This is a genomic window from Odoribacter splanchnicus DSM 20712 (genome assembly GCF_000190535.1).
In the GTDB taxonomy this organism is placed as follows: domain Bacteria; phylum Bacteroidota; class Bacteroidia; order Bacteroidales; family Marinifilaceae; genus Odoribacter; species Odoribacter splanchnicus.
Genome location: NC_015160.1, coordinates 2,702,763 through 2,715,058, shown reverse-complemented (window position 1 = coordinate 2,715,058; position 12,296 = coordinate 2,702,763). Strand labels below are relative to the sequence as shown.

General features: G+C 44.2%; 8 protein-coding genes and 1 pseudogene. 4 read left to right on the top strand and 5 right to left on the bottom strand.

What is annotated here, in order from left to right:
• The first annotated feature begins 82 nt into the window (after positions 1 to 82).
• Together ODOSP_RS11390 and ODOSP_RS11385 are read left to right on the top strand one after the other, a co-directional pair.
• A complete protein-coding gene (locus ODOSP_RS11390) occupies positions 83 to 2,356 on the top strand; it encodes a TonB-dependent receptor (protein ID WP_013612453.1) in 2,274 nt (757 codons plus the stop codon).
• 44 nt (positions 2,357 to 2,400) lie between these two features.
• Positions 2,401 to 2,769, top strand: a complete 369-nt coding sequence (locus ODOSP_RS11385) for a heavy-metal-associated domain-containing protein (RefSeq protein WP_013612452.1) — start codon at positions 2,401 to 2,403, stop codon at positions 2,767 to 2,769.
• A 62-nt stretch (positions 2,770 to 2,831) separates the two neighbouring features.
• Here ODOSP_RS11385 and ODOSP_RS11380 read toward each other — a convergent pair whose 3' ends face one another.
• Both ODOSP_RS11380 and nagB read right to left on the bottom strand, forming a co-directional pair.
• A complete protein-coding gene (locus tag ODOSP_RS11380; RefSeq protein ID WP_013612451.1) occupies positions 2,832 to 3,722 on the bottom strand; it encodes a nucleotidyltransferase family protein in 891 nt (296 codons plus the stop codon).
• Positions 3,723 to 3,832: 110 nt separating this feature from the next.
• Positions 3,833 to 5,782, bottom strand: a complete 1,950-nt coding sequence (gene nagB / locus ODOSP_RS11375; RefSeq protein WP_013612450.1) for a glucosamine-6-phosphate deaminase — start codon at positions 5,780 to 5,782, stop codon at positions 3,833 to 3,835.
• A gap of 125 nt (positions 5,783 to 5,907) precedes the next feature.
• Between nagB and ODOSP_RS11370 the strand changes: the two genes are divergently transcribed.
• On the top strand, positions 5,908 to 7,002 hold the full coding sequence (locus ODOSP_RS11370; protein ID WP_013612449.1) for an ISAs1 family transposase: 1,095 nt from the start codon (positions 5,908 to 5,910) through the stop codon (positions 7,000 to 7,002).
• 548 nt (positions 7,003 to 7,550) lie between these two features.
• Here ODOSP_RS11370 and ODOSP_RS11365 read toward each other — a convergent pair.
• From ODOSP_RS11365 to ODOSP_RS11355, 3 genes are all read right to left on the bottom strand, one after another.
• Positions 7,551 to 8,924 carry a DUF1254 domain-containing protein gene (locus ODOSP_RS11365; RefSeq protein ID WP_013612448.1) on the bottom strand — a complete coding sequence of 458 codons (1,374 nt, stop codon included), beginning with the start codon at positions 8,922 to 8,924 and terminating at the stop codon, positions 7,551 to 7,553.
• A 38-nt stretch (positions 8,925 to 8,962) separates the two neighbouring features.
• On the bottom strand, positions 8,963 to 10,612 hold the full coding sequence (locus ODOSP_RS11360; RefSeq protein WP_041556734.1) for a hypothetical protein: 1,650 nt from the start codon (positions 10,610 to 10,612) through the stop codon (positions 8,963 to 8,965).
• Positions 10,613 to 10,790: 178 nt separating this feature from the next.
• Entirely contained in the window at positions 10,791 to 11,846 is a 1,056-nt protein-coding gene (locus ODOSP_RS11355; protein ID WP_228026156.1) for a helix-turn-helix domain-containing protein, read from the bottom strand.
• A gap of 113 nt (positions 11,847 to 11,959) precedes the next feature.
• Between ODOSP_RS11355 and ODOSP_RS20580 the strand changes: the two are divergent.
• Positions 11,960 to 12,058 (top strand): annotated as a pseudogene (locus ODOSP_RS20580) (IS982 family transposase); the annotation flags it as partial.
• Positions 12,059 to 12,296 lie beyond the last annotated feature (238 nt).

Sequence of the window (12,296 nt, the reverse complement as noted above, 5' to 3'; positions counted from 1 at the left end):
TTTGCCGGTCAGTCCTGACCATGGATTTGGATAAGGTGTGTTGTCATTTTTAATCTTCAATCATAAGGTAAATAGTGTAAAAATGAAATTGTTCAGTTTAATGGTACTGTTATGTGCCTCTCTGGGAGGATATGCCCAGGATATAAAGGGACGGGTGGTCGAGCAGGAGAATGGAAAAAAGGTCGGTTTGCCGGGGGCCAATGTCTATTGGGCCGGAACGACAGACGGTGTAGTGACGGATGCTGAAGGGCATTTTAAAATCAAATGGAATAAATCGGGGCGCTTGGTCGCCAGCTTTATCGGGTACCGGACCGATACGCTTACGGTAAAACGCACGGATAAACAGGTCGAGATCGAATTGGTGGCAGGAGAAGTACTCGATGAAGTGAAAGTGGTCACCCGGGGAAATACGACGATTATGAGTACCCGGGGGCCTCTGATCGAACAGGTGATCACCGGCGAAGAATTGTGTAAAGCAGCTTGTTGTAATCTGGGAGAGAGTTTCACTACCAATGCTTCGGTAGATGTGGCATATGCCGATGCTGTGACTGGGGCGAAACAGATCCAGTTGTTGGGGCTGACCGGTAAATATGTGCAGATGATGACGGAGAATATGCCCAATTTTCGGGGGATTTCGGCATTATACGGATTGAATTATGTCCCAGGCCCTTGGATGAGCGCTATCTCGGTTTCGAAGGGGGCCGGTTCGGTAATCAATGGCTATGAAGCGATTGCCGGACAAATCAGTGTCGATTATAAAAAGCCTGCTACGAGCGAAAAGATTTTTGTCAATGCCTATGGGAATAGTGAAGGGATGATCGAATTCAATGCCAATACAGGCATCCGTCTGAATGACAAGTGGAGCACAGCCATCCTGGCTCACGGGGATTGGCTGACCATGGAACACGATGGAAACCACGATGGCTTTTTGGATATGCCTAAAACGACCCAATACAATGTGATGAATCGCTGGCAATATAAGACCGATACTTGGTTTTTGCAATTCGGAGGGAAGCTCCTCGACGAAACCCGCCTGGGAGGGCAGAAAGGATTTAGGAAGGAAATGCGGGGTAGCTATGGAGAGGGTACTTTGTATGGGATCGGCATCGACTCTCGCCGGTATGAAGGCTTTTTGAAGTTGGGTTATCTGATGCCGCAGTACGAGAATACCAGTATGGCGATTTTGGTGAATTATACCGATCACGATCAGGATTCATATTATGGCGCCCGTGATTATCAAGCCCGTCAGCAGACTGTTTTTTCTAACTATATTTTTCAGTCTATATTCGGACAGAATGAAAATCAGAAATATTCTGCGGGGTTGTCCTTTAATTTCGATCGTTATGATGAATCCTTCAACGACTATTTAGTGGGTTCCGGTCAAAAGACGGCAACCGTAGATTTCGATCGTAACGAACGGGTAGGAGGGGCTTTTTTCCAGTATACCGGACTTTTCTGGCAAAAATTGACCGTAATGGCCGGACTGCGTTATGACTACCATAATATTTTCGGTAGTTTTGTAACTCCCCGTTTACATCTGGCTTATGCCCCCGACGATTTTACGATGTTGAAGGTGTCTGCCGGTCACGGTGCCCGGACAGCCAACATCCTGGCCGATAACAGTTATCTGTTGGCTTCTGCCAATTCGGTATACGTCAACGATAAATTGTTGGCAGCCCATCCCGAAGAATTAGATCGTTTGGATATGGAAAAAGCCTGGAATTTCGGAGTACAGTTGAACCGCAAATTTCTCTTGTTCGACCGTATACTGAATATCAACCTCGATTATTACCGGACGAACTTTACCGATCAGGTCGTGGCCGATAATGAGACTCAGGTAGGAAAAGTCAATTTTTATAACTTAGACGGTGATTCTTACTCCAATTGTTATCAGGTGGAAGTGAAATACGAATTGATCCCCCGGTTCGACGTTTTGGGTGCTTATCGTTACAATGATGTGAAGACCACGATGGGCGGCCGTCTGTTGAGGGCTCCGCTGCAAAGTAAATACAAAGGCTTGTTGAATTTGTCATATTACACCAATATGAAGAAATGGCAATTCGATTTCACCACTCAATTCAACGGTCCGGGACGTATTCCCGTTCCTGTGTCAGAAAATTCAGGACAAGCGGATCGTTTCGATTCTTTCCGTATCATGAATGCCCAGATTTCCAAGTTTTTCCGTAAATGGAGTATTTATGCCGGATGTGAAAATATCGGTGATTTCACCCAAAAACATCCTATCCTGGCTGCCGACCGTCCCTGGAGTGACGCTTTCGACTCTTCGAAAATTTGGGGTCCTGTACACGGACGTAAATTTTATCTCGGCCTTCGCTTCGGATTAGACCGGGAATAATATTGTTTTATTAACTTTGATACATAAATTTAAAACTAGGAACCATGAAAGTAGTACGATTAGTTTTGATAATGGTAGTAGTATTGTCAGCTGCCATGAGTGTAAATGCTCAGAAAAAGAATGAGAAAACCGTCATTTTTAATGCCAACCTGCATTGCGAATCTTGCAAAGCAAAAGTAGAAAAGAATATCCCTTATGAAAAGGGAGTGAAAGACCTGAAAGTGGATATGAAAACTCAAACCATCACAGTCACTTTCCGCGAAGACAAAAATACCACCGAAAACTTGCAGAAAGCCATCGAGAAATTGAACATCGAAGTGAAAGGAATCGAAGAAAGTAACACTTCTGCCAAAACCCAAGCCGGCGAAAAGTGTGAAAAATCCTGTTGTGAAAAAGAGAGGAAAACGAAATAAAAATAAAGAAAAAGGGGCAGACTTTTTAGTCTGCCTCCTTTCGTAATAACTCAATCCGGAACTTAGATATCCAGATATTTTCCTTCCTTGTCAAAAGCGGCAAGGGCTGCATTTACAGAAGGGGTATCTTCTTTATAAGTGACTCCGAACCATTTAGCCGTTGTTTTCAGTACCCTTACATCGGCAATTTGATCCTTGATCATTTTATCCACTACTTTGGGAATATAAAATTCTGATCTCAGATTATCTTTGTTAGCCGGGTAAAATTCGACGAACTGTCTTTCGATTTCTTCGAAAATTTTAGGAGTAAAGGCCCAGAAATTCATAGATACCAGATCGTCGGCATTCAGTGTTTTTCCGGTCTCTTCGTCTTTGATGCTTCCGTCTGCCTGTCTGCCGATTTTCGTACATTCCGTAACGGCAGTCAGGTGGTGATGGCTGTCGGTTTCACAGATCCCTCGTGAAACAGTGCCGTTTTCCGATAGGGTAGAAGCCAGACGGTAACCGACCAGGCCGAACTCTTGGTCCGTTGCTTCGTTGGCCAGGAAATCGTGGGCTTTTACAAAAGCATCGCTACCGTAAAAATCATCGGCATTCAGGGCGGCAAAAGGTTCATCGATTACTTCTTTGGCACTCCAGATGGCATGTGCCGTACCCCACGGCTTCTCGCGCTCGATGGGCGGCATTCCTCCCGGTAGTTTATCCATACTTTGATAGCAATAAGCGGTTTCTACCAATCCTTCGGCATATTTCCCTACAAAATCGATAAATTCTTTGGCGAAACTTTCGCGGATAACGAAAACGATCTTATCGAATCCCGCATGAACTGCGTCATAAATGGTATAGTGCAGCAAAGCCTTCTGGTGCGGTCCGAGAGGAGTAATCTGTTTCAGACTTCCGAAACGGGAACCCATGCCGGCTGCCATCACTAAGAGTGTAGTTTTTCTTTTCATGATTATACTATTTTTATAAGTGTCAGTGTTGTGAGCCGACAAAGTTATAAAAAGATTAAAGATTTAACCTAAAATTCATTTACGAATCTGCCGTTCCGGTCTGGTAAATTTTATTTCAGAGAGTCTCCGTGGTCGTGCTTATACCGGGTAAAAACCTCCATTGCTTCATATTCGGCCATACCCAAACGGTTGTACAAATCCGCTGTATTCCGGTTACGGTCTTCCGCCCGTTGCCAGAATTCACGCGGATCATCTCCCGGAAATGCCGGTCCGTTGTTTTGTGAACCGTGTTTGTAGATCGCTTTCCGTTTGATAGACAATTCTGCCGGACTGATCGGAACCGCCATGTCTACTTTTTCTACTTCCCATTCCATCCACGCGCCGCGATACCACCAGGTGTTACAATCTTTAAACCACTCGTCCCGGTCGATGATGTTGTAGGCACGGAGAATCGCATCCAGACAGACTCCGTGTGTCCCGTGCGGATCGGCTAAGTCACCCGCAGCATAGATCTGATGGGGTTGTACTTTCCGTAAAAGATCGACGATAATATCGACATCGGCTTGCGATAGCGGGTTCTTTTTCACTTTCCCGGTTTCATAGAAGGGGAGGTTCAGGAAGTGTACCCGTTCTTCAGGGACACCGATAAAACGGCAGGCTCCGCGGGCTTCTGCCCGGCGAAGGGCGGCCTTGAATTGCAATAGATACCGTGCTTCCTCGTCTCCCGGTTTGCGGTTAGCGATAGCTTGTTTTATTTGTAAAAATGCGTTTTCCATGGCCGGTAAATCCCCGTCCACCAGTTTAGTAAAAGAGGTGGCGATATCCATTTGCTGATAGATATAATCGTCGAAAACAGCGATGCTGCCCGAGGTTTGGTAAGCGACATGCACTTCGTGACCTTGTTCTACCAACCGGGCGAAAGTACCTCCCATAGAGATGACGTCGTCGTCTGGATGGGGACTGAAGATCAGGATTCGTTTAGGATAAGGATAGGCTCTTTCGGGACGGGTAGAATCATCTGCATTGGGTTTGCCTCCCGGCCAACCTGTAATGGTGTGTTGCAGGTCGTTGAATACCTGGATATTTACTTTATTGGCCGAACCGAAAGTCTTGATCAGATCGGTCATCCCATTGTCGATGTAGTCTTTGTTTTCTACTTTCAGGATCGGCTTTTTCACTTTCTGGCACAGCCAGATGACGGCTTTTCGGATCAGCTTGTCGTTCCATTGTACTTTGCTGACCAACCAGGGTTGATTGGCACGCGTCAGTTCTTCGGCTGCACTTTCGTCGATGACGAACTGTACGTTCGGATGTACTTGCAGAAAAGTGGCAGGGACAGCATCCGAAACACTACCTTCGACCGTAGCTTTGATGATAGAAGCTTTTTTCTCACCCCAAGCCAGGAGTATTACTTTCCGGGCTTTCATAATCGTACCCACTCCCATGGTAATGGCGCGGGACGGCACATTTTCCATGCCGCCGAAATCTCCTGCAGCATCCTTGATCGTCAGATCGTCTAAATATACCATCCGGGTTTTCGAAGTCAGCGGCGAACCGGGTTCGTTGAAACCGATGTGGCCTGTGCGGCCGATTCCGAGCACTTGAATGTCGATACCTCCGGCGGCCTCGATCTGCCGTTCGTATTCCTTACAAAAGTTTTCTATCTCTTCCGCTTTTAAGGTTCCGTCCGGAATATGAATATTTTTCGGGTCGATATCGATATGGTCGAATAAGTGATGGTGCATGAAATAATGGTAGCTTTGCTCCGATTCTTTAGGCATAGGCAGGTATTCGTCCAGATTGAAACTGACTACATTTTTGAACGACAGGCCTTCCTCACGGTGCATGCGGACCAGTTCTTCATAGAGTTTGATCGGCGATGAACCGGTCGCTAATCCGAGGACACATTTTTCGCTTTTATCCGCATTCGTACGGATCAGATCGGCAATTTCCCGGGCTACCGCTTTAACGGCTTCGGAAGGTTTTTCATAAATACGGACCGGCACTTTCTCGAAACGGTTGGCGCCTTCTCCTTTCGCTATATAGTTTTTGGTGATCATAAGGTTGGGTTTAAATTTATAATGTCAACTGGCAAAGTTAATAAAACTTTGGTATTTTTCATGTATCCGGGAGCGGCTTCAGGGCGACCGCACCAAAATTCCTCTAAAAAGTTTATCATTGCAAAATGAATACCTCTAATTATTTTTCAGAAGTGACAGATCCTCGTGTAACAGGTCGCTGTCTACCTTTGTTGTCAGATATATTAATGATAGGTTTGTGTACTTATCTGACAGGCGGGACAGATTATGAAGATATGCGTCTGTTTGCTTTAGAGCGTGGAGAAATGTTGAATGATTTGCTTTCTCTACCAAACGGTGTACCATCAGAAGATACGTTTGAGCGTGTATTCCAGCGTATTGAACCATCAGAATTGGAACATTGTCTTCGCAGTTATGGTAAATCACTCCTGTCTGATTTATCAGAAAAGCAGATTGTTATAGATGGAAAGAAACAAGGTGGGACATCTCCGACTTCCACAGGAAATAAAGGTCTGTATATCCTGAATGCTTGGGTAATCGAGAATAGGTTCTGTATCTCTCAAGGAAAGGTAGAAGACAAGTCTAATGAGATAACAGCCATCCCTGCTGTCTTGTCGGAGATTGACATTGAAGAGGCGATTGTCTCCATAGATGCCATGGGGACACAGCGAGAGATCGTTGACTTAATACTTGATAAGAAAGGCCATTATTTGTTGTCGGTAAAGGGCAATCAGAAATCTCTGTATGAAGATATTGAATGTGCATTTAAAGTAAACGGCGGCCTTGATAAAGATACGAGCGTAGATAAAGATCATGGAAGGATAGAGGTCAGGAAGTGCTGCATTCTTCCTGCAAGGGAATATCTGCTTGCGGAAACTATTCGATCCTGGAGGGGACCGGGCACGATTATAAAAATAGAGTCAAGTCGGGAAATAAACGGGAAGACAACCTATGAAACCAGATATTATATCAGTGATGAGATCGGATTAAGCGCGTCTTACTTTCAAAAGCTGATAAGGGGACACCGGAGCATTGAAAACCAACTTCATTGGCACCTGGATGTTACTTTTAAAGAGGATAATTGCAGGGCAAGGAAAGGATACTCCTCGCAAAACTTGTCAGTGCTTAGAAAAGTAGCTTTACATATCGTATCAGAACAAAAAGACAAACTGAGTCTAAAAAGAAGACTTTACAAAGCAGCCTTGGATATTAACTATTTAAGAAAATTATTGGGATACTAATCTGATTTTCTAAATCATAAAAAGAGGCCTCTTTATGGAAAGAGACCTCTTATAAGATCTCACGAATCATAGTCAAGAGACTTTGGTTTGCAAAATCTTCACGTAAAAAATCCAGTCGTTAAGGTTCTATTTTCATAGTTAAGACTTTTCTATCTGCAAGATTACCTTTATTCCCCAATTACACAACTTTTTTTGAAATATTTTAATGATTTATGCCACAAAACATATTTTAATAGAAATTTTGGTGCGGTTGCCCTGAAAGTTGGGTGAATTTCTGAAATATTTTGTACTTTTGCCATATCTTGGTTGGGAAATTTCCCCCGTTTTGGCTTCCAAACCTTATTTGCGGGGGAATACCTAAAGATACAAAAAAGCCAACTAATTCGCAATATTTTATGTATGAATTAGTTGGCTGATTTTATAGTATTTACTGAATGTCCCCAAATAAATATACTTGAAAAGGGATGATACCTCCTGATGAAGTGTCAGCCCTAATTTATTTTGTTTGAAAAAGTTTTACCGGAATTTACAAGGTTTCATCCTATACCTTATTTCTTTGTAATAGTCGGTGGAGTCCAATTATCCAGTGCCTTTAAATCGGGCAGATACATACGCATGAAAAGATGGAAAGCCTTATTGCCTGTTGGCAACCAATAAGAGCCATCTTGAGGGGCGTTAGCCGACAACGTAACATCAAGCGATCCATCAACATTGAGCTTGTATTCGCTACGGTCGGTAACATTATATCTATTGATAGGATTATCAATAAGATAGTTGTCATCTCCGTAGGCAGTTATCGACCAGAAACCGCCTTCCTCAACCGGAGGAAGTGAGCTGAAATGCAACGTGTAACTATTTGCACCATTAAGTACTTCATTGTTAGAATCATAGTCGGCACGAGGATAAATAGCTATTTCATTGGTATTGGCACCAAGTCCCACCAGCGCGACAGCAGCACGGTAATCATAGGCTTTGCCAAAGTCGCCTATAGGTTCCTTAAAATAAGACCATATACCTCCTATGTTCTTCTTGTTTGTGGCTGCAATTGCTACGGCATCTGCCTTGAAAGAAGCTTTGATTTTGGCAAACATCTCTGCTCCATTTTCAATTTGCTTCAGGTCAAGCCCCGGACCAACACCAAGTTTCTTCAATCGATTTATGATCTCGGTATCAAAGCTCAAAGGAGAGTTCTTTTCCATGAGTGAGTTTGCCTTGGCGAAATACTCCTCAAGCGGCATGGACATACATTTCATCACTGGATTCACATCCTTCGCTGCATCGTAAGTGCCCTTGGGTGCTACATATCCTGCATTGCCATAAGCCGAAAGAGGATAAGCCTTCATTGCATCCTGAATCTTCTTGACATTCTCATAGTCGCCCTCTCCCTTATTAAGGATGCGAACAATACACCAGCCCATTGTTGTAGGCATTTCCACAAGAGTGGCTCCTGAGGGAACAGTGACCGTCTGTCCCTTCTTGGCAAACACGTATGTGCCGCCATCGGTGATAAGCTTTGTTGTATTGGTCCATGCGTCGAGCACCTGGATATTGCAGAATCTGTCTTTAACATCAGGAAATTCGAACACAACTGGTTCCTCATTCATATCCATCCATAACCGACTGTAATATGTATCCACATTAGGTGTCACCACTGACTTGTTCGATGCGTCGGCCAGCTTTACAGCATGAATAAGCTGATTAACCGGTGCACGAGGTATGCCCGGTACGAATGTCTCGGTATTTGTTTCTACCGATTCTGTGGCATCCATTATCATTAGTGGAAAGGTATAATAGAATGCCTCTTTTAGTTCACTCTCGGTAACGGAAACGGGAACATCATCAGGATTGGTAACCGAGTCTTTGTCGCAACTTACTGTAAACATACTTAGTGTCACCAGAATAGGAAGAAATAGACGTTTCATAATTTATTTTGCTTTTGTTATATGATGATAAAATTATCTCAATATTTTACGCGGATTGGTCCGGCAACAGAGTTGAATAAAAGGTCGCCGTTAGCAAGATACTGAATGATGGCATAGGCTCCATTGGCCCGATTGCTCTTGCCCAATATGCTGCGATGACGTGTGGCACCACTCTTCCAGTCAAGTCCTGTAACTTCCCAGCCCGAAGCATCGTTCCAGCCACATACGAATACCATCTCGGACTTGGTGCTTACGGCAGGAATCATACTTACTGAACTTACATCGCTGCACGCCCACTTATTCTCCCACTTGTTCTCCTTTGTATTCCAACGTACACACTCGGCACCTTGAGGGCCTTTGACAATAGGACCAATAGCAAGCACACCAACAATCTTGTCGTTTATTTCCTGAGCAGTAACATTGATGTTGTTTACCACAAAGGCATCATAGCCACCCACTACAACTGACTGCTCGGACTGTATCCACTCTGTTGATGCAGGCTGGCCGCATGTAACCTCATGCACTCCGGCTATACGTTTGTCGTACCCTGCCACTTGCTGTGCGTCTGAGGGGATTTCGTCACGCCAGAATGCTACCAGTTTCATACGCTTGGAGCCATCGGTAATAACTACGAGTTTGTCCTCGTCCTGGCCAAAGCCCATAAGTGTGGGGGTTGAACCTGTCCCGTACCCGAGTTTGATACATGGAGCCATCGGGCCACCGTCGTAATAGGCTTGCCATGCACCATCTGCCTGAGAGGTAGAGATTTTGCCGTCCTTGCAGATAAGTTTCTGCATAAGGCCTTTGCCGCCTGGTTCGCGACTGTTACTTGCTACGTAAACGCCGCCATTCTCGTCGATACTGATAGAGTTGGTGAGAACCTGGTCTGATGGAAGTGCGTATGAATCCTCGATTGTGGTAAGAGCACGATTCAGTACGAGAATTCCGTTCTGTGCTGCCACAATGAGGTGGCCGTCATAGGTCATAGTAGCACCTACGAGGGTAAAAGAGTTGAAGGTAAAGTTGGTAAGTCTGATTTGATGATCCAGCACGATACCATCCTTGGGATTGTTAGGATTGGCAAGGCGATAGCGTGCCATTACCTGACCTGCATTGGTGTAAGCATAGTTATCCTTGTCGCAGAGTACATAGTTACCGTTGGCCATAGACATTTGTGGCATGGGACCGAGTATATCGGTAACCGTCTTGGAAAGTTCGTCGTAAGTAGCATGCTCTGCAGTCATACTTGTGAGTTGCTCCTGAGTCTTCATTGTAATTCCTGGCAAGCCAGCCTCGGCAACCCTTTCAAGTTTGCCGTCGCTGATATCAAGATACGAGACGCGGTCGCTACTCATGCCCCACATATAATTTGGTGAAGTCGAAGCAAGAGTCATCAAATTCACGGGACCGCTCCATGTCATCTGACACTTGGCGAGGTCTATATTGAAAGTTCCATCCTTGACTGCATACGAGAAGGCATCGGTCTGAGCCGAATTGAAGTGCGTAATACTATACTCTTCCTGTGCAAGCCAAGGGTTAGGTTTGGGTTTTGCGACTTGAGCTAAAGGGACTTCGATAGTGCCATCGCCACCACCATCAGCATCGGGAGTAGAAGATTCTTCGGAACACGAAGCCAAAGACATAGCACCCATGGCACACGCCATTAAATAAAGATAGATTTTTTGCATAGTGATTTGAAATATGAGAGTTTATGTTTGAATTTCCAGATGCAAAGATACAGAAACATCAACCGTTAAAAACTTCAAAAACATCACTTATGTGTCACTCTTGTAGGAAAGAGACGTAACTTTTACACAAAAGTTACATCTTACATTCAGTAGTAAACACACACACATAACCAACACATTAGTACTGACGACGCCACTCGGCTGGAGTCAAACCTGTCCTTTCCTTGAACAGACGCTGAAAATACACACGCGACGAGAAACCGCACTCCATAGAAACAACCTCGTTACTATATTCGGGGTGTGCTGCCATGAGTGCCTTTGCCTCCTCCACGCGAATACCTGAAAGCCATGTACGGAAACTCTTACCATATATGGAAGTCAGATATGAAGCTACATCGGTGCGATTAACCATTATACGACGAGCAAACGAGGATAATGTCAAGTCGCTATCCCTAAAACCACCCTCGCTTCGCCATTTGGTTACTGCCATATCTATTTCGGCAATACGCTCAGGCACAATCTCACTAAAGACTTTAGCAGCAGCAACCTCCTTGTTAGTCTCGGCTACAATCTCAGTCACCCCCTCGGACATACTGAATCCAAGCGCCGTAAAACTGACTATGAACAGCGAAAGCGAAATCAGTCCCAAAGGCCCAAAGACAAAGAGTAACGGCCGCGACAATATATAAAGAGGTGAAATTACTGTAAAAGCACACACCACAAAAAGTCCAATGCGCATAGTGCTCAGGTAAGTGTCTGCAGGATTACCAAGTTCACTGTCGAGCCGACGTTGAACATTACCAAGCTCCTTAAGCGGTACCCATATATAATAGAACAAAGTAAAGAAATGAATGGCATCAGCTACATATAGCATAGTACCGATATGCAGACTGCCATTTGAGATAACACCTGCGACTATGCACAATACCATAAGAGTATACCCTACAACGCCATAGCGCATAAAACTCCAACGTCCATGCCCGGCGCGCAGAATATTAAGCTGCGACCACGACAACAGAAGAGCCGAAGGCAAATAAAACAGCAGATTAAACAGAATACCTACATCGTCCCCACGTTGTCGCCAACCCAAAAGCATCTGACACATAAAGTGTACGATAAACAACAGTAATGCCGCAACAATCATCCCACGCGACTGTTCAAATAGCCTGTTACGGCAAGTTACATAGTAGCGCGACACAAAAACAAAAAATGCAAGCACGCCCATTACAATCATGCAAGTATATTGAAGAGCAATAAGATCTAAACAAGTATCCAAGACTATATATACAATAAATAATTTAACGTGAGTTCAATGAAATATAAGTGCCTAAAAAATTGGTAATCACTATGACTACCGAGAACAAAGTTACTGAAATTTTCTGTATTGCGGTTGACTTCTGCAAAGTTTTTGATGCACAAATGGAAAAATACACCATAAATGGGCATAAAGCATGTAACCGGCAAAAAACTGAGCCATGTTGGAAGGGTAATTAATTTGAGCTGATAGTCAATCAGCAGCGGTTGTTGTAATGGGATATGACTACTTGCAAAAGAAACGCTCTGAAATTATATTTGTATGCAATTATCTGCTCAAATCAAATAAAATCGATAGATTCTATGGAGTCAAATAAATATACTTGATTTAAGGAAATCAAATAAAATCGCTTGACTGCTTTTGGGGAAA

Excerpts from the sequence above, each read along its gene's own strand:
- ODOSP_RS11385 (WP_013612452.1), top strand. The coding sequence starts at position 2,401 with ATGAAAGTAGTACGATTAGTTTTGATAATGGTAGTAGTATTGTCAGCT.
- ODOSP_RS11360 (WP_041556734.1), bottom strand. The coding sequence starts at position 10,612 with ATGCAAAAAATCTATCTTTATTTAATGGCGTGTGCCATGGGTGCTATG.
- ODOSP_RS11390 (WP_013612453.1), top strand. The coding sequence starts at position 83 with ATGAAATTGTTCAGTTTAATGGTACTGTTATGTGCCTCTCTGGGAGGA.
- ODOSP_RS11355 (WP_228026156.1), bottom strand. The coding sequence starts at position 11,846 with ATGATTGTAATGGGCGTGCTTGCATTTTTTGTTTTTGTGTCGCGCTAC.
- ODOSP_RS11370 (WP_013612449.1), top strand. The coding sequence starts at position 5,908 with ATGAATACCTCTAATTATTTTTCAGAAGTGACAGATCCTCGTGTAACA.
- ODOSP_RS11365 (WP_013612448.1), bottom strand. The coding sequence starts at position 8,924 with ATGAAACGTCTATTTCTTCCTATTCTGGTGACACTAAGTATGTTTACA.
- nagB (WP_013612450.1), bottom strand. The coding sequence starts at position 5,782 with ATGATCACCAAAAACTATATAGCGAAAGGAGAAGGCGCCAACCGTTTC.
- ODOSP_RS11380 (WP_013612451.1), bottom strand. The coding sequence starts at position 3,722 with ATGAAAAGAAAAACTACACTCTTAGTGATGGCAGCCGGCATGGGTTCC.